Raw genomic sequence first — 25,988 nt, forward strand, 5'->3', positions numbered from 1 at the left:
CCGCCACCAGCGCGGCCCGCGCCGAACTGAGCGCCAGCCCGAACAGCGGCGCGCTCTGCCCCGCGCCCGCCGGGACCAGCCCCGCGCGCCCGGACCCCGGCTCCTCCTCCCTGGGCCCCCACCCGACGGCGACGCCGGGCAGCCCGAGCGTGGCGCGGTGGTGCGCGAGCGCGTCGAGGTAGGCGCCGGTCGCGGCCCGCGCGCCCTGCCCGGTCCCGCCCAGCACCCCGGAGACGTGCGGGGTGAGCAGCGTGAACAGGTCGAGGTCCAGGCCGAGGGTCAGTTCGTGCAGGTTCCACGCCGCGTCACCGGCGCGGCGCAGTCCGGTGGTGAACTGCTCGGGCGTGTACGACGTGAGCACCGTCTCCACGTCGGCGTCGGCGACGTGCACGACCCCCGTCAGCGGGTGCTCCGCCGGGAGCAGCGCCAGCGCCTCGGCCAGCGACTCCCGGTCGGCCGCCCCGTCGGCGGCCACCATGACGTCGGCCCCCAGCCCCCTCAGCCGCTCGGCCAGGCCCGGATCGCCCCCCACGAGGAGGAGGTGGTCCCGCCCGAGCACGGTGACCAGGTGCTCGGCCGCCGCCGCGGCGAGGTCGCCGGAACCCGAGACCAGGACGGTCCCCGAGCCCCTCCCCGGCTCCGACGGGAAGTCGGCCGGGGCGGCGGTGACCAGGCGCGGGACGTGCGCGACCCCCTGCCGCAGCGCGACCTGCGGCTCGTCCAGCGCCAGCGCGGCGGGCAGGGCGCGCAGCGACGACTCGTGGCCGTCGAGGTCGACCAGGACAATCCGCCCCGGATGCTCCGACTGCGCCGCCCGGACCAGCCCCCACACGGGCGCGGGCGCGAGGTCCTGGACGTCGCCTGCGGCGACGGTGACGGCGTGCCGGGTGACCACCACGAGCCGGGCGGGCGAGTCGTCGGCCAGCCAGGCGAGCAGCTCGGGCAGCAGGGTGCTGGCCGAGGTGACGGGCAGCAGCGTGAACGCCGCGTCGTCCGCGTCGGCCGCATCGGATGGGGCCAGGCCGGGGATGCCCGGGGCGGCCACCGTCCAGGAGGCGGCGGGTTCGGCGGGCAGCGGGGTCTCGGGCCAGGTCAGGGTGAGGAACCGGTCGGGGCGGGCGTCGGCGGGCCGCAGCCCGTCGAGCCGCCGCAGCGTGACCGACCCGACTGTGGCGACCGGAGCGCCGTCGGGGCCGGTGACGGCGAGGGCGAAGTCGTGCTCCCCGGTCCGGGTGGCGTGGAGGCGGAGCGTGCTCGCTCCGGGGCCGTGCAGGACCACGCCGCGCCACTCCGCCGGCACGGCCGCCGGGCCCGCCTCGGCGAGCAGCGGCTGGAGCGCGGCGGTGAGGAGGGCGGGGTGCAGGGCGTGCCGGGGCGCGTCCGGGACGGCGGGGCCGGCCACCTCGGCGAAGACCTCGTCGTCCCGCCGCCAGAGCCGGGTCAGGCCCTGGAAGGCGGGGCCGTGGTCGTGCCCCGCGGCGGCCAGGGCTTCCTGGACCTCGGCCACGTCGACCTCCACCGCGCCCGGCGGCGGCCAGGCCGGAGCGGCCGGGACCGGCGTGCTGGGCGGGGCCAGCACGCCCGAGGCGTGGCCGGTCCACGGGACCTCCTCCGCGTCGCCGGGGCGCGCGAACAGGGTGAAGGGACGCTCGCCGTGTTCGTCCGGCGGGCCGACGGTGAGCTGGAGGTCCACGCCGCCCTCGGCGGGCGGGCTCAGCGGCGGGCCCGCGACCAGCTCCGCGACCGCGAGGCCGCCGAGTGCCCGCCCGGCCTGGAGGGCCAGGTCGAGGTAGGCGGCCGGGGGCAGCACCGGCGTGCCGTGGATCGTGTGCTCGGCCAGCCACGGGTGGACGCGGGCGGCGGCCCGCCCGGTCAGCAGGAGCGTGTCGGTCGCGAGGGTGGTCGAGGCGGGCAACAACGGGTGGCGGGTGGCGCGCAGGCCGAGGCTCTCGGGGTCGCCGGGGGCGGCGGCGTCCTCCAGCCAGTAGCGCTCGCGCTGGAAGGCGTAGGTGGGCAGGTCGGTGACGGCGGTCCGCGGGAGGCGCCAGTCGACGTCGTGACCGCCGGCCCGCAGGGCGGCCAGGTTCAGGTGGAACTGGTGGAGGGTGCCCTTTTCACGGCGCAGGGTGCCGGTGACCAGCAGGGCGGGGTCGTCGACGGTGTCCTGGACGGGTGTCGTGAGCACCGGGTGGGGGCTGGCCTCGACGAAGGTGGTGTGACCGTCGGCGACGAGCCTTTCGAGGGTCTCGTGGAAGCGGACGGGGTTGGCGAGGTTGTCGAACCAGTATTCGGGGGTGAGGTCGGCGGTGTCGGTGGTGACCGTGGAGTAGAGGGGGATGGCGGCGGGTTGGGGGCGGATGCCGTCGAGGAGGGTGCGGAGTTCGTCGCGGAGCCGGTGGACGTGGGGGCTGTGGGAGGCGTAGTCGACCGGGATCCTCCGGGCGTCGAGCGTGGCGAGCAGGTCGTCGAGCTGGGCGGGGTCGCCCGCGATGACGGTCGCGTTGGGGCTGTTGGTGGCGGCGATGTGCAGATCGTCGTAGGCGGTCAGGTAGGTGCCGACCTCCTCGGCACCCTTCTGGACCGACGCCATCCCGCCGGTTCCGGCCAGCGCGAGCAGCGCCTTGGACCTCAGGGTGACGATCTTGGCGGCGTCGTCGAGGGTGAGGGCTCCGGCGATGTGGGCGGCGGCGATCTCCCCTTGGGAGTGGCCGATGACGGCGTCGGGGCGCACGCCGTGGTGTTCCCACAGGCGGGCCAGGCTGGTCATGACGGCGAACAGGGCGGGCTGGATGACGTCGACCCGATCCGGTGACGGGCCGTCGAGCACGTCGATCAGGTTCCAGCCCGCGTACTTCTCGATCGCGTCGGCGGCGGCGTGCAGGTGGTCGGCGAAGACGGGGGAGGTGGCGAGCAGGTCGCGGGCCATCCCGTCCCACTGGGAGCCCTGGCCCGGGAAGACGAACACCACCTTCCCGCGCGGAGCCGCCACGCCCTGCACGAGGCTCGGGTGCGGCCGGTCGGCGGCCAGGGCGTCGAGCGTGGCCAGCAACGAGGCCCGGTCGGCCGCGACGGCCACGGCGCGGTGGGGGAGCGCGGCCCGTCCGGTGGCGAGGGTGTGCGCGATGTGCGACGGTCCCAGCTCGGGGCGCGCGGCGAGGTGGTCGCGCAGGTGCCGCGCCTGTGCCCCCAGAGCCTCGGCACTGTGGGCCGACAGCAGGACCGGGACCGGGCCCGAGACCACGTCATGCGTCTCTGCGGGGTTCGGCGGCTGCTCTTCGAGGATGACGTGGGCGTTGGTGCCGCTGATGCCGAAGGACGACACCGCCGCGCGGCGCGGGCGGTCGTCGCCGGGTTCCCACGGGCGGGCCTCGGTGAGGAGGCGGACCGCGCCGCTGTCCCAGTCGACGTGCGGGCTGGGTTCGTCCACGTGCAGGGTGCCCGGCAGGAGGCCGTGGCGCATGGCGTGGACCATCTTGATGACGCCGCCGACCCCGGCCGCCGCCTGGGTGTGGCCGATGTTCGACTTCAGTGAGCCCAGCCAGGCCGGTTCGTCGCGGTCCTGGCCGTAGGTCGCGAGGATGGCGTGGGCCTCGATCGGGTCGCCGAGGCGGGTCCCGGTGCCGTGCGCCTCGATCGCGTCCACGTCGGCGGGGGACAGACCGGCGTCGGCGAGGGCCGCGCGGATGACCCGCTGCTGGGCGGGGCCGTTGGGGGCGGAGAGCTGGCCGCTCGTGCCGTCCTGGTTGACCGCGGTGCCGCGCACGACCGCCAGGACGGGGTGGCCGTTGCGGACGGCGTCCGACAGGCGTTCGACCAGCAGCAGGCCGACGCCCTCACCCCAGCCGGTGCCGTCGGCCGCCGCCGCGAAGGCCTTGCAGCGGCCGTCGGGCGACAACCCCCGCTGGCGGCTGAACTCGACGAACAGGCCCGGCGTGGCGATCACGGTCGCGCCGCCCGCCAGCGCGAGGTCGCACTCGCCGGCCCGCAGCGCGCGGACCGCCAGGTGCAGCGCCACCAGCGACGACGAACAGGCCGTGTCGATCGTGATGGCCGGGCCGACCAGGCCCAGCACGTACGACAGGCGGCCCGAGGCGACCGAGCCCGCGCTGCCGGTGCCGATGTAGCCCTCCAGCTCCTCGGGGGCCTGCCGGATCCGGCCGCCGTAGTCGGCGTACATGACCCCGGCGAACACGCCCGTCCGGGAGCCGCGCGCCGACTCCGGGTCGATGCCGGCCCGCTCGAACGCCTCCCAGGCGGTCTCCAGCAGCAGCCGCTGCTGCGGGTCCATGCTGACCGCCTCGCGCGGGCTGATGCCGAAGAACGCCGGGTCGAAGTCGGCGGCGTCGTGCAGGAAACCGCCCTCCTTCGTGTACGTCCTCCCGACCCGCGCCGGGTCGGGGTCGTACAACGCCGGGACGTCCCAGCCCCGGTCGGCGGGGAACGGCGAGATGGCGTCCACGCCCTCGGAGACGACCCGCCACAGGTCCTCGGGCGACCGCACGCCGCCCGGATAGCGGCAGGCCATCCCGACGATCGCGATCGGCTCGTGGCGGGCCGACTCGAGCTCCGACAGGCGCTGCCTGGTCTGCAGCAGGTCGCCGGTGACCCGTTTGAGGTAGTCGCGGAGCCTGGCCTCGGTGGTCATCGCGCCATCACCTTTCGTCGTGGTCGGAGCCGAGTTGCGTGTCGATGAGCTGGAAGAGTTCGTCGTCGGTGGCGTCCCGGACGACGTCCGCCGGGCCGGTGGGGGACACCAGCGCGAGCAGCGCCGACAACCGGGCCGCGACGAGCTCCCGGTCGCGGTCGCCGAGCGCGGCGGCCGACTCGGCCAGCGCGTCCAGCGCCGTCAGGGCCGGGCCCGCGCCGCCGGGCAGCCGGACGGCGAGCTCGTCGTGCAGGTGGGCGGCGAGCGCGGTGGGGGTCGGATGGTCGAACAGGAGCGTGGCGGGCAGCCGCAGCCCGGTCTCCACGGCCAGCCGGTTGCGCAGCTCGACCGCCGTCAGCGAGTCGAACCCGAGGTCGAGCAGGCCGCGCTCCGACGGCACGGTCCGCCCCGACGGCAACCGCAGCACGTCGGCGACCACGTCCCGCACCCGCTTGAGCGCGAGCCCCGGCCGGTCGGCGACCGGCGCGCCGGTCAACGTCCTGACCAGCGGCGGAACGCCGTCGTCCCGTTTTCTGGGGGGCCGGCCTGGCCGCAGATCGGGCAGCCGGTCGAACCGGGCCGCGACCACGGCCGGCACGTCACCCGAGAGCGCGGCGTCGAACAGGGCCAGCCCGTCGGCGGGATCGAGCGGGGCGACGCCGGTGCGGGCGATGCGGGCCAGCTCGGCCGCGCCGAGCCCGCCCCCCAGCCCGGTGTCCTGGGCCCACAACCCCCAGGCGATGGACGTCGCGGACAGCCCCAGGGCGCGCCGATGCCCGGCGAGGGCGTCGAGGTAGGTGTTGGCGGCGGCGTAGTTGGCCTGCCCCGCGTTGCCGATGACGCCGGCGACCGAGGAGAACAACACGAAGGCGTCCAGGTCGAGGTGCCGGGTGAAGTGGTGCAGGAAGTGGGCGGCGTCGGCCTTGGCGGTCAGCACGGCGTGCAGCCGTCCGGGCGTGAGGTCGGCGACGGTGCCGTCGTCGAGCACGGCCGCGGCGTGGACGACGGCGGTGAGCGGCCGGTCGGCCGGGATGTCGTCGAGCAGCCGCCGCAACCGGACCGGGTCGCCGGTGTCGCAGGCCGCCACCACGGGAAGCGCACCCAGCTCGGTCAGCCGCCGCGCCAGCTCCGCCGCGCCGGGGGCGGCTGGGCCGCGCCTGCTGACGAGCAGCAGGTGCCGCACGCCGTACCGGGTGACGAGATGCTCGGCCAGCAGCGCGCCCAGCGCCCCGGTGGCCCCGGTCAGCAGGACGGTGCCCTCGGGCCGGAGGCGACCGGTGTGCGCGCCCGCCGGGATGGGCTTCAGCGCGGGCAGCAGGGCCCCGCCGTTCCGCAGGGCGACCTGCGGTTCGCCCAGGGCCAGCGCCTCCCCGGGGTCGGCCGAGCCGTCGGTGTCGACGAGGACGAACCGGCCGGGATGCTCGGTCTGCGCCGTGCGCACCAGCCCCCAGAGGGCCGACTGCGCCAGGCCGGTGACCGGGTCGTCGTCGAGCACGCCCACGGCGTGGTTGGTCAGCACCGCCAGCCGGCCCGGCGCGTCCTGCTCCAGCCAGGCCTGGACGACCTCCAGCACGGCCGAGGTGACCGGCCCGTAGCCGGTGCCGCGCACGTCGAGCACCACGTCGCCGGTCCCGGGGGCGCGGAGGTGGTCGAGCGCCTCACCCGCCGACCGCAGCAGCGTGTAGGGCGCGGCGGCCTGCCGGGGTGCCGACGTCCACGCGACCCGGTGCAGCCCGCCGGACCTGCTCACCTGGACGGCCAGTTCGCCGTCGAGGACGGCCTCGCCGTCGGCGGTCCGCACGGACAACACGAACCGGTCGCCGCCCTTGGGCGTCAGCCGCGCCCGGACGGTGCCGACGGCGGGCACGCCGCGCCGCACACCCGTCCACGAGAACGGCAGCCGGACGGTGTCGCCGTCCAGGGCGAGGGGGTGCAGGGCGGCGTCGAGGAGGGCGGGGTGCAGGGCGAAGCCCTCGTCGTCCAGGGTGACCTCGGCGAGGAGGTCGTCGCCGTGCCGCCAGGCGGCGCGGAGGTTCCGGAAGGCCGGGCCGTAGGCGTAGCCGAGGGCGGCCAGCCGCTCGTAGGCGTCGTCGAGGTCGAGGGGCTCGCCGGGCGGCCAGGCCTCCGGGGTCCCCGCCTCTTCGGGGAGGTCGTCGGTGAGGTGGCCGGAGGCGTGCGGCGTCCACTCGGCGCCGGGGGCGTCGGCGCGGGAGTGCACGGTCAGGGCCCGCCGTCCGTCCGCGCCCGGAGCGGCGACCGCGACCTGCACGACGACCGCCCCTTCGGCGGGGATCGGGAGGGGGGCGGTCAGGGTGAGCTCGTCCACGACGGGGGCGCCGACGTGCTCGCCCGCGTGCAGGGCCAGGTCGAGCAGCGCCGTGGCCGGGAGCAGGGGCGTGCCCGCGATGACGTGGTCGGCCAGCCAGGGGTGGGTGCGGGCGGACAACCGCCCGGTGAGGACGACGCCGTCGTCCCCCGCCAGGTCGACGGCCGAGGTGAGCAGCGGGTGGCCGGTCTCGTCGTGGCCCTTCCGCGTGGGCGGCGGGTTGAGCCAGTAGCGCTCGCGCTGGAAGGGGTAGGTGGGCAGGTCGGTGGCGGCGGTGGCCGGGAGGTGCCAGTCGACGGGATGGCCGGTGGTGTGGAGGGCGGCGAGGGCGCGGGTGATGGCCTGGGGTTCCGGCTGGTCGCGGCGGAGTGTGGGGTGGGCGTCGTGGTCGGGGAGCAGGGCGGTCAGGACCGCGTCGGGGCCGATCTCCAGGAAGGACCGGATGCCGTTGGTGAGCAGGGTGTCGATGACGCCCGTGAAGCGGATGGGTTCGCGGACGTGTCTGACCCAGTGGTCGGGGTCGTCGAGTCCGCCGAGGTGTCCGGTGCGGTCGGAGACGATGGGGATCGTCGGCTCGGCGTACTCCAGGGTGTCGAGGACGTGGCGGAACTCGTCGAGCATGGGTTCCATCAGGGGTGAGTGGAAGGCGTGGCTGACGGTCAGGCGTTTGGTCTTCGCGCCGTGGGCGCGTTCGATGACCTGCTGGATCGCCTCCTCGGTGCCGGAGACGACGGTGGCGTGGGGGCCGTTGACGGCGGCCAGGGATGCCTGGTCGGTGAGCCCGTCGAGGAGTTGCAGCGCGGCGGTTTCACTGAGGGACAGTGCCGCCATGGCTCCGCCTGCCGGTAGTTGCTGCATGAGGCGGGCGCGGGTGGTGACGAGTCTGGCGGCGCTGGGCAGGTCCAGCACCCCGGCGACATGGGCGGCGGCGATCGAGCCGACCGAGTGTCCGGCCACTGCGTCGGGGCGCAGGCCGTGGTGTTCCAGCAGCCGGTAGAGGGCGGTCTGGAGGGCGAAGAGGGCGGGCTGGGTGTGGCGGGTCTGGTCGAGCTGGGTGCCTTCGCCGAAGATGATCTCTTTCAGTCCGGGTTCGAGGTGGGCGAGGACCTCGTCGAGGGCGGCGGCGAAGACGGGTTCGGCGTGGTAGAGCTCGCGGCCCATGCCGGGGCGCTGGCTGCCCTGGCCGGTGAACAGGAACGCCGTCTTCGGCTCGGCGGCCTCCCCTTGCACGAGGGCGGGGTGCCGATCCCCGTCGGCCAGGGCCGTGAGCGCGGCCAGCAGCTCGTCCCGGTCGCCGGTGACGACGGCGGCCCGATGGGTCAGCGCGGCCCGGCCGGTCGCCAGCACCGGGACGGCGGCCAGCGGATCGTTGAGGGTGAAGTGGTCCCGCAGACGTCGCGCCTGGGCCTGGAGGGCCTCGGGAGTGTGGCCCGACAGGAGCACCGGCACCAGGCCTGGTGTCACGACGGGTGCGGTCGCGGGTTCCGGTTCCTCCAGCACCACGTGGGCGTTGGTGCCGCTGATGCCGAACGACGAGACGGCGGCCCGGCGTGGCCGGTTCTCGTCGTGCGGCCAGGCGGTGGGTTCGGTGAGGAGACGGACCGACCCGCTCTCCCAGTCGACGTGGGGGGTCGGCTCGTCGACGTGCAGCGTCTTGGGCAGCACCCCGTGCTGGAGGGCCTGGACCATCTTGATGATGCCGCCGACCCCGGCCGCCGCCTGGGTGTGGCCGATGTTCGACTTCAGCGAGCCCAGCCAGGCGGGCCGTTCGCGGTCCTGGCCGTAGGTGGCGAGGAGGGCGTGGGCCTCGATGGGGTCGCCGAGGCGGGTGCCGGTGCCGTGGGCCTCGACGGCGTCCACGTCCGACGGGTCGAGGCCGGCGTTGGCGAGCGCCTGGCGGATCACGCGTTCCTGCGAGGGGCCGTTGGGGGCGGTCAGGCCGTTGGAGGCGCCGTCCTGGTTGACGGCCGTGCCTCTGACGACGGCGAGCACGGGGTGGCCGTTGCGGCGGGCGTCGGACAGGCGCTCGACGAGCAGCAGGCCCGCGCCTTCGGACCAGCCGGTGCCGTCGGCGGCGGCGGCGAAGGCCTTGCAGCGGCCGTCGGGCGACAACCCGCGCTGGCGGCTGAACTCCACGAACGTCGCGGGGCTGGCCATCACCGTCACCCCGCCCGCCAGGGCGAGTTCGCACTCGCCCTGCCGCAGCGCCTGGACGGCCAGGTGCAGCGCCACCAGCGAGGAGGAGCAGGCCGTGTCGACGGTGACGGCCGGGCCCTCCAGCCCGAACGTGTACGCCACCCGCCCCGACGCCACACTGCCCGCGCTGCCGCTGACCAGGTAACCCTCGAAGCCCTCGGGCGGCCGGCCGGCCTGGTGCAGGCGCGCGCCGTAGTCGTTGTACATGACCCCGGCGAACACCCCCGTGCGCGAGCCGCGCAGCGTGCCGGGGTCGATGCCGGCCCGCTCGAACGTCTCCCACGCCGTCTCCAGCAACAACCGCTGCTGCGGGTCGATCGCCGCCGCCTCCCGGGGGCTGATGCCGAAGAACCCGGCGTCGAACCCGGCGGCGTCGTACAGGAAGCCGCCGTCACGGGCGTAGCTGGTGCCGGGGGTGGCCGGGTCGGGGTCGTACAGCGACTCCAGGTCCCAGCCCCGGTCGGCGGGGAAGGGCCCGACGGCGTCGACGCCGTCGGCGACCAGCCGCCACAGGTCCTCGGGCGAGGCCACCCCGCCCGGGTAGCGGCAGGCCATCGCGACGATCGCGATCGGGTCGTCGTCGGCGCGGGCCGCCGGGGCGGGCGCCTGCGGCCGGGGCGTCTCGTCCGCGAGCCGCGACCGCAACCACGTGGCGAGGGCGGCCGGGGTCGGGTGGTCGAAGACCAGGGTGGTGGGGAGCGGGACGCCGAGGGCGGCGCTCAGCCGGTTGCGCAGGTCGACGGCGGCCAGCGAGTCGAAGCCCAGGTCGGTGAAGGCCCGCCCGGCCGCGACCGGATCGGCCGACGTGTGCCCGAGCACGGTCGCCGCCGTCTCCCTGACCAGCTCCAGCAGGTCCGTCGCGGCGCGTTGCGGCGCGGGGGCCGGGTCCTTCCGCGGCACGAGCGACCGCAACGGCGGCGGCACGACCGCACCCGGCGCGGCCAGCGCCTTGGTGTCCAGGCGGGCCGTCACCAGCAGGGGACGGTCGGCCCACCCGGTCCGCAGGGCCGCGTCGAACAGGGTCAGCGCGTCGTCGCGGGAGAGCGGCGCGATGCCGGTCCTGGCCAGCCGCGCCAGGTCGGCGGCCGACAGGCGGGCGGCCATGCCGTCGTCCTGCTCCCACAGGCCCCAGGCGAGCGAGGTGGCGGGCCGGCCCAGCGCGTGGCGGTGGGCGGCCAGCGCGTCGAGGTAGGCGTTGGCGGCGGCGTAGTTGGCCTGACCGGCGGTGCCGACGGTGCCGGTGATCGAGGAGAACAACACGAACGCGTCGAGGTCGCCGGTGAGGCGGCTCAGATTGTCGGCCCCGTCGGCTTTGGCGGCCAGGACGGCGCGCAGCCGCTCCGGCGTCAGGTCGGCGACCGTGGTGTCGTCGAGCACGGCCGCCGTGTGGACGACGGCGGTGACCGGCCGGTCGGCGAGCAGGCGGGCCAGCGCGTCGCCGTCGGCGAGGTCGCAGGCGACCAGCTCGGGCACGCCGCCGAGCGCGGCCAGCCGGTCGAGGAGGTCGCCCGCGCCGGGGGCGTCGGGCCCGCGCCTGCTGACGAGCAGCAGGTTCCGCACCCCGTGGTGGACGACGAGGTGTTCGGCCACGAGCCCGCCCAGCGACCCGGTCGCGCCGGTGATCAGCACGGTTCCGTCCGGCCGCAACCGGCTCGGGCCGGTGCCCACCCCCACCCGGGTCAGGCGCGGCACCACGACGTGTCCCTCGCGGAGGGCGAACTGGGGTTCGTCCAGGGCCAGCGCGGCGGGCAGGGCCCGGTCGGAGGCGGTCGTGCCGTCGGTGTCGACCAGCACGAACCGGCCCGGGTGCTCGCTCTGGGCGCTGCGCACCAGCCCCCAGACCGCCGCCTGGCCCGGCCGCTCCACCGGCTCGCCGGCCTGGGTGGCGACCGCCCGGGTGGTCACGAAGGCCAGCCGGGGCGTGTCGCCGGACAACCGGGCCTGCACCAGCGCGAGCGCCCGTTCGGCCGTCTCGCCCGCCGACCCGGGCGGCACGTGCACGAGGTCGGTGTCGTCGGCGGGCGTCGCCGGGAGCGGGACGGGCCGCCAGGTCAGCTCGTAGGCGGGCGCCGTCCGGGCGCCGGCGCGCAGGGTGACCGACGCGATCGAGGCGACCGGACGGCCGGTCTCGTCCCAGAGGGTCAGCGCCGCGCCGTCGCGGCCGGCCGGGTCGATCCGGACCCGCAGCGCCGACGCGCCCGTGGCGTGCAGCCGCAGCCCCGACCAGGAGAACGGCAGCCGCAGCCCGGTGCCGTCGCCGGTGACGGGCAGCGGGTGCAGCGCCGCGTCCAGCAGCGCGGGATGCAGCGCGAACCGGCCGTCGGGGGGCAGCGGGAGCGCCACCTCGGTGAAGATCGTGTCTCCGGACCGCCAGGCCGCCCGGACGTTCCGGAACGCCGGCCCGTACTCGTAGCCGACGTCGGCGAGGGTGGTGTACCAGGCGTCGACGTCCACCGGCTCGGCCCCCGGAGGCGGCCAGGCCTCGGGCGCGGCGGCCGGGGCGGGGGCGGTGGTGGTGAGGTGGCCGGAGGCGTGCCGGGTCCACGGCTCGTCGCCGTTCCTGGCGTGCACGGCGAACGCGCGCCGCCCGTCGTCGCCCGCCGGTTCCACCAGCACCTGGAACCGGGCCGGGAGCGGCAGCGGCGCTTCGAGGGTCAGTTCGTCCACGACCGGGACCCCCGCGCGGGCGCCCGCCTGGAGCACCGCGTCGGCGAGGAACGCGCCCGGGAGCGGGACGCCGCCCGCGATCCGGTGGTCGGCCAGCCACGGGTGCGCGCCGTCCGTCAGGTGGCCCGCGAAGAGCACGCCGCCGTCGGCCAGCTCGGTGACCTGCTCGAACAGGCTCTCCTGCGGCGTGGCGTCGAGCCAGTAACGCGCCCGCTGGAAGGGGTAGGTGGGCAGGTCGGCGGGTGGGGAGTCGTCGGCGCCGATGAGCCGGGAGAGGTCGAGGGGGGTCCCCTTCGTGTACGCCGCCCCGATCGCCGCCGAGACGGTGAGAGGTTCGGCGTGGTCGCGGCGGAGCAGCGGGACGCCGTCTCCGACGAGGGCGCTCAACACGGCGTCGGGCCCGAGTTCGAGCATCGTGCCGACGCCGTGCTCCCGCAGCACGGCGACCGCGTCGTGGAACCGGACGGTGCGGCGGATCTGCCCGGCCCAGTACGCCGGGTCGGCCAGCTCTTCCGCCGTGGCGATCCGGCCGGTGACCGTGCTCACGATCGGGACGACCGGGGCGTGGTAGACGAGGGTGGCCGCCACGGCGTGGAACTCGTCCAGGACGGGGTCCATGTGCGGCGAGTGGAAGGCGTGGCTGACCTTCAGCGGCCTGACGCGGCGGCCCCGCTCGGCGAACCGCGCGGCGACCGCGTGGGCCTCGGCGGGGTCGCCCGCGATGACGACCGCGTCCGCGCCGTTGACGGCGGCCAGGTCGACGCCCTCGGTGAGGTGGGGCCGGATCTCCTCCTCGGTCGCCTCGACGGCGATCATCGCCCCGCCCGCCGGGGCGGCGTGCATGAGCCGGGCGCGGGCGGTGACCAGCGAGGCGGCGTCGGGCAGGTCCAGGACCCCGGCGACGTGGGCGGCGGTGACCTCGCCGATGGAGTGACCGGCGAGCAGGTCGGGCCGGACGCCCACGTGGTCGAGGAACCGGAAGAGGGCGGTCTCCAGGGCGAAGAGGGCGGGCTGGGTGTGGCGGGTCTCGTCGAGCCCGGAGGTCTCGCCGAAGACGATCTCCTTCAGCCCGGGTTCGAGGTGGGCGAGGACCTCGTCGAGGGCGGCGGCGAAGACGGGTTCGGCCTGGTAGAGCTCGCGGCCCATGCCGGGGCGCTGGCTGCCCTGCCCGGTGAACAGGAACGCGGTGTGCGGCTGGGCGACCGCCTCGGCCCGCGTGGCCGACGGGTGGTCCCCGCCTTCGGCCAGCGCGCCGAGCGCGGCGAGCAGCCCGGCACGGTCGGCCGCGACGACGGCGGCCCGGTGCGCGAGGTGCGCGCGCCCGGTGGCGAGCGTGCGTGCGACGGCCCGCAGGCCGAGCTCCGGGCGGGCGGCGAGACGGTCGCGCAGGTGCCCGGCCCGCGCCCGCAGGGCGTCGGGGGTGTGCGCCGACAGGAGCACCGGCACCGGCCCGGTCTCCGTCGCGGCGGGGCTGGGCGCGGGCTCGGGTTCTTCGAGGATGACGTGGGCGTTGGTGCCGCTGATGCCGAACGACGACACCGCCGCGCGGCGGGGCCGGTCGTCCGGGCGTTCCCACGGCCGGGCCTCGGTGAGGAGGCGGACCGCGCCGCTGTCCCAGTCGACGTGCGGACTCGGCTCGTCGACGTGCAGGGTCCTGGGAAGCACGCCGTGCCGCATGGCGTGGACGACCTTGATGATGCCGCCGACCCCGGCCGCCGCCTGGGTGTGGCCGATGTTCGACTTCAGCGACCCCAGCCAGACGGGCCGTTCGCGGTCCTGCCCGTAGGTGGCGAGGAGGGCCTGGGCCTCGATGGGGTCGCCGAGGCGGGTGCCGGTGCCGTGGGCTTCGACGGCGTCCACGTCGGTGGGGGTGAGACCGGCGTTGGCGAGCGCCTGCCGGATGACCCTCTCCTGGGCCGGGCCGTTGGGCGCGGTCAGGCCGTTGGAGGCGCCGTCCTGGTTGACCGCGGTGCCTCTGACGACGGCGAGCACGGGGTGGCCGTGGCGGCGGGCGTCGGAGAGGCGTTCGACCAGGAGCAGGCCCGCGCCTTCGGACCAGCCGGTGCCGTCGGCCGCCGCCGCGAAGGCCTTGCAGCGGCCGTCGGCCGACAGTCCCCGCTGGCGGCTGAACTCCACGAACGTGCCCGGCCCCGCCATCACCGTCACGCCGCCCGCCAGCGCCAGGTCGCACTCGCCCCGGCGCAGCGCCTCGACGGCCAGGTGCAGCGCCACCAGCGAGGAGGAGCAGGCCGTGTCGACGGTGACGGCCGGGCCCTCCAGCCCGAACGTGTACGCCAGCCGCCCCGACAACACGCTCCCCGTGTTGCCCGTCAGCAGGTAGCCCTCCAGGTCCTTCGGCGCCCGCGTCAGCCGGGCCGCGTAGTCGTTGTACATGACCCCGGCGAACACGGCGGTGCGGGAGCCGCGCACCGAGTCGGGCGCGATGCCGGCCCGTTCGAAGGTCTCCCAGGCCGTCTCCAGCAGCAGCCGTTGTTGCGGGTCGATGGCCGCGGCCTCCCGGGGGCTGATGCCGAAGAAGGCGGGGTCGAAGTCGGCGGCGTCGTACAGGAAACCGCCCTGCCTGGTGTACGACGTGCCGACCCGGTCGGGGTCCGGGTCGTACAGCGACTCCAGGTCCCAGCCCCGGTCGGCGGGGAAGGGGCCGACGGCGTCGACGCCGTCGGCGACCAGCCGCCACAGGTCCTCGGGCGAGGCCACCCCGCCCGGGTAGCGGCAGGCCATGCCGACGATGACCACCGGGTCGTCGTCCCGGACCGCCGCCGTCACCGTCTCCTTCTCGCGAGTCGCCGGACCGGTGAGCAGGCCGGTCAGGTGGGCGGTGAGCGCGTCCGCCGACGGGTGGTCGAAGGTGACCGTGGCGGGCAGCCGCAGCCCGGTCACCGCGCCGAGCCGGTTGCGCAGCTCGACCCCGGTGAGCGAGTCGAAGCCCAGGTCCCGGAACGCGCGGGCGGGGTCGATGCCCGACGAGCCGGAGTGGCCCAGCACCTCGGCGACGGCCGTCAGCACCGTCTCGGCGACGGCCCGGGGCCGCTCGTGCGCCGGGAGGGCGGCGACCCGCTCCGGCCACGACCCGGCCTTCGTGCGCCGGACCGGCGGGACGAGCCCGCGCAACGGCGCGGGCAGCGGCCCTTCGGCCGCGCGCCGCCGCAGTGCCGGGGTGTCCACCCTCGCCGGCACGAGCACCGCGTCGCCCCCGGCCGCGAGCGCGGCGTCGAGCAGCTCCAGCCCGCGCGCCTCCGTCAGCGGCGACAACCCCGACCGCGACCAGCGCGACCGCGCCGCCGCGTCGAGCCCGCCGCCCATGCCGCCCTCCCAGAGGCCCCAGGCCAGCGACAAGGCGGGCAGCCCGGCCGCGCGGCGGTGCAGGGCGAGCGCGTCGAGGTAGGCGTTGGCGGCGGCGTAGTTGGCCTGCCCCGCCGTGCCGACGACGCCGGTGACCGACGAGAACAGGACGAACGCGGCGAGCGGCAGGTCGCGGGTCAGTTCGTGCAGGTGCGCGGCGGCGTCCGCCTTCGGCCGCAGGACCGCGTCGAGCCGTTCTCCGGTCAGCGACTCGATCGTGCCGTCGTCGAGCACGCCCGCCAGGTGCACCACCGCGCCGATCTCCACGGTGGCCGACACGGTGGCAAGCACGGTCGCCAGCGCCTCCCGGTCGGCGACGTCCACGGCGACGAACTCGGCGTGCGCGCCCAGCCCGGCCAGCTCGCCGGCGAACTCGGCGGCCCCGTCGGCGTCCGGCCCGCGCTGGCTGAGCAGCACCAGCCGCCGCACCCCGTGCCGTTCCACCAGATGCCGGACGACGGGCCGCGCCAGCCCGCCCGTGCCGCCGGTCACCAGGACGGCCCGGTCGTCGAACACCGTGGCCGTGCCGGTGGGCTCGGCGCGAACGAGCCGGGGGACCAGGATCACCCCGTCCCGGACGGCGAGTTGCGGCTCCTCCGCCGACAGCGGCCCGAGGGCGTCGGCCGGGACGTCGGGCGGGACGTCGGCGACGGCGAACCGGCCCGGCCGCTCGCTCTGCGCGGCCCGGATCAGGCCCCACGCGGCGGCCTGCCACGGGTCGTCGACCCGGTCGCCGTCGGCGGCGGCCACGGCCCCGTCCGTGAGGAACAGCAGCCGCGTCTCCGCCGCCTCCCGGACGGCCCGCAACACGAACGCGGCCGCGCCGCGCCCGGCCGGGACCCTGACCGTGACGGCGTCGCCCTCGCCCGTGGGGGTGGCCGGGACCGGGGTCCAGGTGAGGCGGTGCAGGTCGGTGAACGCGGGACGGGCGGCCGGGAGCGGGCGGAGGGTCACTGTCTCTGCCGTGAGGACGGGGGCGCCGGTGTCGTCGGTGGCGTGCAGCCGGTGACCGCCGGGCGCGGGCGACCAGGTGACCCGCAACGTCGTGGCTCCCGTGGCCGAGAGCTGCACGCCGGTCCACGCAAAGGGGACGGGCAGGCCGTCCGCGAGTTCCCCGTGCACGAGCGGGTGCAGCGCGGCGTCGAGCAGGGCGGGGTGCAGCCCGAACGCGCCCGGCTCGCCGGGGAGGTCCAGTTCCGCGTGGAGGCGGCCGTCCTGCCGCCAGGCCGCCCGCACACCCTGGAAGTCCGGGCCGTAGGCGTAACCGGCGTCGGCGAGGTCGGCGTAGAGCAGGTCGGGGTCGACCGGCTGCGCGCCTTCCGGCGGCCACACCCCGGCCGTCGGCACGGTGTCGTCCTCGGCGGGTGCGAGCACGCCGGTCGCGTGGCGGCGCCAGGGTTCGTCCGCCCGGTCGGGGCGGGCGTGCACGCCCAGCGGGCGGCCGCCGTCGGGGCCTGCCGGACCGACGGAGAGTTGCAGCGCCACCCCGCCCTTCTCCGGCAGCACCAGCGGGCTTTCGATGGTCAGCTCCTCGACCCGGGGGACGCCGGCGCGGTCGCCCGCCGTCAGGGCGAGCTCCACGAGCGCCGTGCCGGGCAGCAGGACCGAACCGGCGATCCGGTGACCCGCCAGCCACGGGTGGCTCTCCAGGGAGACGCGCCCGGTGAGCAGCAGCCCGTCGTCGTCGGCGCGCACGACCGACGCGCCCAGGAACGGGTGGCCGGTGGGCGACAGGCCCAGCAGCTCCGGCCCGGCCTGCGGCCTGCTCGTCAGCCAGTAGCGCTCGCGCTGGAAGGGGTAGGTGGGCAGGTCGGTGGCGGCGGTGGCCGGGAGGTGCCAGTCGACGGGATGGCCGGTGGTGTGGAGGGCGGCGAGGGTCCGGGTGATGGCGTGCGGTTCGGGGTGGTCGCGGCGGAGGGTGGGGTGGGCGTCGTGGTCGGGGAGCAGGGCGGTCAGGACGGCGTCGGGGCCGATCTCCACGAACGTGTGGATGCCGGTGCCGGTCAGGGTGTCGATGACGCCCGTGAAGCGGATGGGTTCGCGGACGTGCTTGACCCAGTGGTCGGGGTCGTCGAGCCCGCCGAGGTGTCCGGTGCGGTCGGAGACGATGGGGATCGTCGGCTCGGCGAACTCCAGGGTGTCGAGGACCTGGCGGAACTCGTCGAGCATGGGTTCCATCAGGGGTGAGTGGAAGGCGTGGCTGACGGTCAGGCGTTTGGTCTTCGCGCCGTGGGCGCGTTCGATGACCTGCTGGACGGCGTTTTCGGTGCCGGAGACGACGGTGGCGTGGGGGCCGTTGATCGCGGCCAGGGATGCCTGGTCGGTGAGCCCGTCGAGGAGCTGTAGCGTGTCGGCCTCACCGAGGGACAACGCCGCCATGGCTCCGCCGGGTGGGAGTTGCTGCATGAGGCGGGCGCGGGCGGTGACGAGTTTGGCGGCGCTGGGCAGGTCCAGCACCCCGGCGGCGTGGGCGGCGGCGATGGAGCCGACGGAGTGTCCGGCGACCGCGTCGGGGCGGAGGCCGTGGTGTTCCAGGAGCCGGTAGAGGGCGGTTTGGAGGGCGAAGAGGGCGGGCTGGGTGTGGCGGGTCTGGTCGAGCTGGGTGCTCTCGCCGAAGATGATCTCTTTCAGTCCGGGTTCGAGGTGGGCGAGGACGTCGTCGAGGGCGGCGGCGAAGACGGGTTCGGCCTGGTAGAGCTCGCGGCCCATGCCGGGGCGCTGGCTGCCCTGCCCGGTGAACAGGAAGGCGGTGCGCGGACGCCGCCCCGCCACGCCACGGACCAGCGCCGGGTGTTGTCCGTCGTCGGCGAGCGCCGTGAGCGCGGCCAGCAGCTCGTCCCGGTCGCCGGTGACGACGGCGGCCCGGTGGGTGAGCGCGGCGCGACCGGTGGCCTGGAGATCGTTGGTGGTGAAGTGGTCCCGCAGACGGCGGGCCTGCGCCCGGAGGGCCTCGGGGGTGTGGCCCGACAGGAGCACCGGCACCAGGCCGGGCGTGGCCGGCGGCGCGGCCGCCGGTTCGGGTTCCTCCAGGACCACGTGGGCGTTGGTGCCGCTGATGCCGAACGACGAGACGGCGGCCCGGCGCGGCCGGTCGTCGTCGTGGGGCCAGGCGACGGGCTCGGTGAGGAGCCTGAGGCCGTCGTTCCAGCGCACGTGCGGGGTGGGGGCGTCCACGTGCAGCGTCTTGGGCAGGAGGCCGTGCCGCATCGCCTGCACCATCTTGATGACCCCGCCGACCCCGGCCGCCGCCTGGGTGTGGCCGATGTTCGACTTCAACGACCCCAGCCAGGCCGGTTCGTCGCGGTCCTGCCCGTAGGTGGCGATCAGCGCCTCGGCCTCGATGGGGTCGCCGAGCCGGGTGCCCGTTCCGTGGGCCTCGACGGCGTCCACGTCGGAGGGGGCCAGCCCCGCGTCCGCGAGCGCCTGGCGGATGACCCTCTCCTGGGCCGGGCCGTTGGGCGCGGTCAGGCCGTTGGAAGCGCCGTCCTGGTTGACGGCCGTCCCACGAACGACCGCGAGCACGGGGTGCCCGTTGCGGCGGGCGTCGGAGAGCCGTTCGACGAGCAGCAGGCCCGCGCCCTCCGACCAGCCGGTGCCGTCGGCCGCCGCCGCGAAGGCCTTGCAGCGGCCGTCGGCCGACAGTCCCCGCTGGCGGCTGAACTCCAGGAACATGCCGGGTGTCGCCATCACCGTCACGCCGCCCGCCAGGGCCAGGTCGCACTCGCCCTGCCGTAACGCCTGGACGGCCAGGTGCAGCGCCACCAGCGAGGAGGAGCAGGCCGTGTCGACGGTGACGGCCGGGCCCTCCAGCCCGAACGTGTACGCCACCCGGCCCGACGCGATGCTGACCGTGCTGCCGGTGAGCAGGTAGCCGTCGAAGCCCTCGGCGGGTTCGTGCAGGCGGGGGCCGTAGTCCTGGGACGTGCCGCCGACGAACACGGCGGTCCGGGAGCCGCGCAGGGAGCCCGGGTCGATGCCGGCCCGCTCGAAGGCCTCCCACGCCGTCTCCAGCAACAACCGCTGCTGAGGGTCGATGGCCGCCGCCTCGCGGGGGCTGATGCCGAAGAAGTCCGCGTCGAAGTCGGCGGCGTCGTACAGGAAGCCGCCCTGTTTCGTATAGCTGGTGCCGGGGGTGGCCGGGTCGGGGTCGTACAGCGACTCCAAGTCCCAGCCCCGGTCGGCGGGGAACGGCCCGACGGCGTCGACGCCGTCGGCGACCAGCCGCCACAACTCCTCGGGTGATCCGGCGCCGCCCGGATAGCGGCAGGCCATGCCGACGATGACGACGGGATCGTCGGCGCGCGCCGCCCGCGCCGTGACGACGTGGCCGGCGTCTCCGGCCAGTTCCGCCCGCAACGACGCGACGACCGCGTGCGGCGTCGGGTGGTTGTAGACCAGCCCCGCCGGCAGGTCCAGCCCGGTCGCCTCGGCGAGCCGCTCGCGCAGCTCGACGGCGGCCATCGAGTCGAAGCCCAGATTCTTGAAGGTACGGTCGCCGTCGACCGCGTCCCCGGTGACATGCCCCAGCACGATCGCGGTCTGGGTGCGGACGAGATCGAGCAGATCGCCGCTGTCGATCGCGGTCCGCGAAACGGAGGCTTCGGGCGCGGAGGAGGTCGTCTCCTCGAACCAATGGCGTTCCCGCTGGAAGGCGTAGGTCGGCAGCGGCACCGCCCGCCCGGCCGCGAACCCGCCCCAATCGACGTCGACCCCGCGCACGTGCGCCGCCGCCAGGGCACGCAGGAGGGTGGCCCGCTCCGGACGCCCGCGCCGCAGCACCGCGTGACCCCCCGGCACCAGGGCCGACAACACCGCGTCGGGGCCCAGTTCGAGGAACGTGGTCACGCCGTCGCCGCGCAGGGTCGTCACGGCGTCGTGGAACCGCACGGCCCGCCGGATGTGCCGGGTCCAGTAGGCCGGATCGGTCAGCTCCTCCGCCGTCGCGACCCGCCCGGTCACGTTGCTCACGACCGGGATGACCGGCGGCCGGTAGGTCAGGGTGGCGGCGACGGCGTGGAACTCGTCCAGGACGGGATCCATGTGCGCCGAGTGGAACGCGTGGCTCACCGTCAGCGCACGGGTCCGCCGCCCCCGCGCGGCGAACAGCCCGGCCACCCGCGCGACCGCGTCGGCGTCACCCGACACCACCACCGCGCTCGGCCCGTTGACCGCGCCGAGGTCCACCCCGTCGCCGAGGTGCGGCGTGATCTCCTCCTCGGTCGCCTCGACCGCCGCCATCGCCCCGCCCGAGGGCGCCGACCACATGAGCCGGGCCCGCGCCGCGACCAGCGCCGCCGCGTCGGCCAGGGACAACACCCCGGCGACGTGCGCGGCCGTCACCTCGCCGATCGAGTGGCCGGTGACGACGTCGGCCCGCACCCCACGGTGCTCCAGCAGCCGGAACAGCGCCGTCTCCAGGGCGAACAGCGCGGGCTGGGTGTAGCGGGTCTCGTCCAGGGGCCCGCTTTCGACGATCCCGGCCAGCGGCAGGTCGAGATGGGGCGCGAACGCGGCGGCCACCTCGTCGAAGGCGGCGGCGAACACCGGCTCGGCCCGGTGGAGCTCGGCGCCCATGCCCGCGTACTGGCTGCCCTGCCCGGTGAACAGGAACGCCGTCCGCGACGGCCCCGCCTCCCCGCGCACGACCGACGGATGGCCGCGCCCCTCCGCCACCGCCCGCAGCCCGTCGGCGAACCCGTCGAGGTCCTCGGCCAGCACCACGGCCCGGCTCGCGAACCGGGTCCGCGTCACCGCCAGCGAGTACGCCACGTCGGCCGCCCGGCCACGCGCCTCGCCGGCCAGCCGCCCGGCCTGCGCCCGCAGGGCCGCCGCGTCCCGCCCCGAAACAACGAAGGGCAGCACCGGCTCGCCTGCGGGAGCATCCGGAACCGGCGTCAGGCTCTGGAGAGCGGCAGCGGTCGAAGACGACGGCGCGTCGTTCTCCGGCAGGGCGGGCGTTCGTGACGGCGGCTCGGCCACCACGACGTGGGCGTTGGTGCCGCCCATGCCGAACGAGCTCACCCCCGCCACCGCACGCCCCTCCACCGGCCACGCCACCGGCTCGGTCGCCACCCGCAACCCCAGGTCGTCGAGGGCGATGGCGGGGTTCGGGTCGCGGAAGTTCAGGCTCGCGGGCACCCGCCGGTGCCGGACGGCCAGCACCGTCTTGAGCAGCCCGGTCAGCCCGGCCGCGCCCTCCAGGTGGCCCACGTTCGTCTTCACCGACCCGACCAGCAGCGGGCGGGCCGAGCCGAGGGCGGCGCCCAGCGCCGCCGCCTCGACCGGGTCGCCCACGGGCGTGCCGGTGCCGTGCAGCTCCACGTAGCCGACGTCGTCCGGCGTGGTCCCGGCGCGGGCGTGCGCGGCGCGGATCACCGCCTCCTGGGCGGCCCGGTCGGGCACGGTCAGCCCGGCCGAGGCGCCGTCGTTGTTGACCGCGCCGCCGAGCAGCACCGCGTGCACGCGGTCGCCGTCGGCCAGCGCGCGGTCGAGCGGCTTGAGCAGGACGGCCACGCCGCCCTCGCCGCGCACGTATCCGTTGGCGCGGGCGTCGAAGGTGAAGCAGCGGCCGTCGGGGGACAGGGCGCCGAATCCGGCGCTGCGTGCCCCGCTGTCGGGGGACAGGATCAGGTTCACCCCGCCGACCAGGGCCAGATCCGACTCGCCCCGGCGCAGGCTCTCGCTCGCCAGGTGCACCGCCACCAGCGACGACGACTGCGCCGCGTCGACGGTCAGGCTGGGCCCGGTCAGGCCGAGCACGTAGGAGAGCCGGTTGGCGAGCACGCCCCGGTTCAGGCCGGTCATCGCGTGCCGGCCGGGCCGGGCGCCGCGCAGGTGGTGGAGGGTGGCGTAGTCGTCCCAGAGGGCGGCGGCGAAGACGGCGGTCCGGCTGCCCGCCAGCGAGGCGGGCACGATGCCGGCCTCCTCCAGGGCCTCCCAGCCCAGTTCGAGCAGGAGCCGCTGCTGTGGGTCCATCGCCGCCGCCTCCTTCGGCGAGATGCCGAAGAAGGCGGCGTCGAAGCGGTCGACCTCGTCGAGGTAGGCCCCGCGCGCCTCGCCCAGGCCGCGCCCGGCGGGGGCGGCGCCGACCGCGTCGCGCCCTTCGGTCAGCAGCCGCCAGAAGGAGTCGGGGTCCGCCGCGCCCGGCAGCCGGCAGGCCAGGCCGATGACGGCGATGGGGGTGCTGGTGTGGGAGTCGGACATACAACGCAGCTTGGCCGGAACCGCTAAGGAAGCCCTTGAGGCGATCTAAAGGCCCACAGTCCTTCCGTTACGGCTCCCGCCTGGCCGGCCCCGCCCGCCGTCCCCGGCCGGGCCGGTGACCGGCGCCGACCGGTCGCGCACGGGCCGCACCGTCACGGCCACAACCCGCGCTTGAGCGCCGCCAGGTGCTCGACCGCGATCCGCTGTTGCTCCGACGGAAGGTCGGGCCCGCCGAAGGCGTGGTAGAAGCCCGGGTAGTTGTGCAGCTCGACGGGCACCCCGGCCTGCGCCAGCCGCAGCCCGTAGAGGATCCCTTCGTCACGCAGCGGGTCGAGCCCCGCCGTGGAGATGTAGGCGGGGGGCAGCCCCGACAGGTCCGTCGCCCGAGCGGGCGCGGAATACCCCGACGCCGCCGCACCCCCCAGGTAGAGACGCCAGCTCTCCAGCGCCAGCCCCCGGTTCCAGATCGGCGCGTCGGTCAGGGTGAGCATGGAGGAGGTGTCGAGCCGGTCGTCGAGGGCCGGGGTCGCCAGGTGCTGGAACACCAGCGGCGGCCCACCCCGGTCGCGGGCCAGCAGCGCCACCCCCGTCGCCAGCGCCGCGCCGGAGCTCGCCCCGGCCACGCCGAGCCGCCCGGCGTCCACCCCCAGAGCGCCGGCCTCGGCCGCGAGCCATTCGAGCGCCGCGTAGGAGTCCTCCAGCCCGGCCGGGTAGGGGTGCTCCGGCGCGAGCCGGTAGCCGACCGCCACCACGACCGCGGAGGCGTAGGCCGCCGCCTGCGCCGCCGCCTGGTGCACGTGGTCGACGTTCCCGAGCACGAACCCGCCGCCGTGCAGCCACAACGTCGCGGGCAGCGGCCCGGCCACGCCGCGCGGGCGGTAGACCCGCACGTGCACCGGCGCGGCGGGCTCGGTCACGTCCACGGAGTCGAACCGCGGCAGCGCGGCCAGCGGTCGGGGACGGGTTCCGGCGCGGTCGGCGACGGCGTCGGTGAGGGTTCCACTGATCGGCATGGTCACGCCTCCAGTGACAGGGCCTGTGACGGGCAGAGGTCGAGGATGTCCCGGAAGCGCTGCTCGTCCCCTTCCGGCACCTCCGGATCGAGCACTTCGACCAGCCCGAGCTCGGACTGGTCGAAGCGGTCGGGCGCGGACAGCACGCACTGTCCCGCGCCCAGGCAGCGTCCTTGGTCGGCGCTGATACGCATGTGTGACTCCTGTTCACCGTTCCTGTTCACCAGGTGACGGGCAGTTCCCAGACACCCTGGACGCCGCCCGCCTCCTTGATCGGCAGGTCGGCGAGGTCCCTGGCCAGCCGCAGGCCGGGCAGCCTGCGGAAGAGCGTGCCCAGCGCGATCTCCATCTCGGCGCGCGCCAGGTTCTGGCCGATGCACTGGTGCACGCCGTGCCCGAACGACACGTGGTGCCGCGCGCCCCGGTCGACCGCGAACGCGGCGGGGGAGGGGAACGCCTCCCCGTCGCGGTTGGCGGTGGCGATGACGACCACGACCCCGTCGCCGGCCCGCACCCGATGTCCGGCCAGGTCGGCGTCGGCGGTGGCGAACCGGGCGATGCCGTCGGCGATGGCCATGAAGCGCAGCAGCTCCTCGACCGCCGTCGGCAGCAGCCGGGGGTCCGACCGCAGCGCGGCGAGCTGGTGGGGGTGCTCCAGCAGGGTGACGACGCCCAGCGCGATGGCGCTCGCGGTGGTCTCGTGGCCGGCCACGAGCAGCAGCAGCGCGATGTCGACCAGCTCGGCGCGGGTCAGCCCGCCGGTCGCGACCTGCTCGGCGATCAGCGTGTCGAGCAGCCCGTCGCCGGGCTCACGCTGCTTGCGCTGGATCAGCTCGTCCAGATAGGCCTTGAGCTGCGCGAACGCGTCGGCGCTCTCCTCCAGGGTGGTGCTGCCGGTGACCACCCGCCGCGACTGGTGCTCGAAGAAGGCGTGGTCGGCGTACGGGACCCCGAGCAGTTCGCAGATGACGATCGACGGCACCGGCAGCGCGAAGTCGGGCACCAGGTCGGCGACCGGGCCCTTGGCCTCGATCTCGTCGAGGAGCCCGTCGACGAGGGTCTGGATGCGGGGCCGCAGGGCGTTCGTCCTCTTCACGGTGAAGCTCGACAACAACATGCGCCGCTGCGCGGTGTGCTCCGGCGGGTCCATCCCGATGAAGTTGCGCACCTTGCGGGCCGACTCGAACCGGGGCGCCAGCGCCGGGTAGTGCGGATGCACCCGGTCGGAGGAGTAGGTGGCCGGGTCGAGCAGCACCTGCCGCGCCTCGGCGTGCCCGGTCACCGCCCACACCTCACGCCCGTTGTAAAGGCGCACCTTCGACACGGGGGCGTAGTCGGCGTATCCGGACGCGGGGTGGAAGGGGCAACTGCGGGCCTGCGGGTACTCCGGCAGAACGCTCATTCGGCCGCCTCCTGAAGGGGCTGGGAAGCGGGCGCGGGCGGCCGTGGGGCCCGGTCCCGCCGGGACACGCCGAACCGCCGGACCGCCGGGGTCTCCACGAACGTGAACAGCGCCCACGCCAGCACCAGCGCGACCGCGAGCGCCAGCACCAGCAGCCCCGCCCCCGCGAGCGGCGTCAGGTCGCGCCCGTCGACCAGGTACCGGTGCAGGTAGGTGACGGTCAGCCCGTGCACCATGTAGAACGCGAACGACCACTCCCCGAGCCGCACCAGCGCGCGTCCCCGGAACGGCGACCGGGTCAGCTGGAGGTCGGCCTGCGCGGCGGCCACCACCAGCGGCGTCAGCCAGATGGCCGCGGTGCCCGCGATGCCCCACAGGTAGGGCACGTTGGCCTGCACGACGTATCCGCCGACCGCGACGAGCAGCGCGGGCGCCAGCCCGAGCCGGGGCCAGGCCCCCTCGAGCACGAGCCGCGCCGCGACCACGCCGAGCACGAACTCGGCCGCCCGGACCGGCGGGAAGAAGTACACGAACCAGATCTGCTCGAACGACAACGTCCCGTCGGAGATGAACGGCAGCGGCTGCCCGCCGATCAGGTACACCGACACCAGCGGCACGAGCAGCGTCACCGCCACCAGCGCGCCCGCCGTGATCCACAACGCGCGGGCCGAGAAGCGGTTCAGCAGCCGCAGGATCCACGGGAAGGTGAGGTAGAAGAACAACTCGCACGACAACGACCAGCTCACCGAGTTCATCGTGTTCGGCACGGTGAGGTCGGGGATCCACGCCTGGAGCAGGAACAGGTTCGCGAGCGTGCCGGTGGTGGTGAACGCCTGCGCGGTCGCCAGCATCAGCACCCCGGCCACGGCGAAGGTGACGAGGTGGTTGGGGAAGATCTTCACCACGCGCCGCCGCCACACCTTCGGCGCAGTGTCGCCGGGCCGGGCCGACCAGGTCAGCACGAACCCGCTGAGCACGAAGAAGAAGGTGACGCCGTAGAAGCCGGCGCTCTCGAAGACCGGGGTGTCGACGAACCTGGTCTGCCAGGTGGTGTGGAAGGCGAACACGAGCAGCGCCGCGAGGAAGCGCAGCCCGGTCAGCGACGGGAGCCGCGCGCCACGGGTCTGTTCAGGTGAGCTGGTCATGGGAGTGAGGCTGGCAGCGCATTATTGG

Annotated in this window: 6 protein-coding genes; all 6 read right to left on the minus strand. The window is 75.6% G+C overall.

Features of this window, described 5'->3' with window-relative positions; translation table 11 throughout:
* The coding region (locus tag GT755_RS35480) for a type I polyketide synthase (RefSeq protein ID WP_161483952.1) at positions 1-4,645 on the minus strand (4,645 nt) is incomplete at its 3' end.
* A gap of 7 nt (positions 4,646-4,652) precedes the next feature.
* Positions 4,653-22,400 (minus strand): type I polyketide synthase, encoded by a 17,748-nt coding sequence (locus GT755_RS40260; protein WP_161483953.1) that lies wholly within the window; start codon positions 22,398-22,400, stop codon positions 4,653-4,655.
* A 152-nt stretch (positions 22,401-22,552) separates the two neighbouring features.
* Positions 22,553-23,413 carry an alpha/beta hydrolase fold domain-containing protein gene (locus tag GT755_RS35490; protein ID WP_161483954.1) on the minus strand — a complete coding sequence of 287 codons (861 nt, stop codon included), beginning with the start codon at positions 23,411-23,413 and terminating at the stop codon, positions 22,553-22,555.
* A gap of 2 nt (positions 23,414-23,415) precedes the next feature.
* Positions 23,416-23,607 carry a ferredoxin gene (locus GT755_RS35495; protein ID WP_062343000.1) on the minus strand — a complete coding sequence of 64 codons (192 nt, stop codon included), beginning with the start codon at positions 23,605-23,607 and terminating at the stop codon, positions 23,416-23,418.
* A 26-nt stretch (positions 23,608-23,633) separates the two neighbouring features.
* Positions 23,634-24,815 carry a cytochrome P450 gene (locus GT755_RS35500; RefSeq protein WP_161483955.1) on the minus strand — a complete coding sequence of 394 codons (1,182 nt, stop codon included), beginning with the start codon at positions 24,813-24,815 and terminating at the stop codon, positions 23,634-23,636.
* Positions 24,812-25,960 carry an acyltransferase family protein gene (locus GT755_RS35505; protein ID WP_161483956.1) on the minus strand — a complete coding sequence of 383 codons (1,149 nt, stop codon included), beginning with the start codon at positions 25,958-25,960 and terminating at the stop codon, positions 24,812-24,814. Before GT755_RS35505 ends, GT755_RS35500 begins: the two co-directional genes overlap by 4 nt.
* Positions 25,961-25,988: the final 28 nt, after the last annotated feature.

Origin of the sequence: Herbidospora solisilvae, from assembly GCF_009901565.1 — a bacterium.
GTDB classification, from domain to species: domain Bacteria; phylum Actinomycetota; class Actinomycetes; order Streptosporangiales; family Streptosporangiaceae; genus Herbidospora; species Herbidospora solisilvae.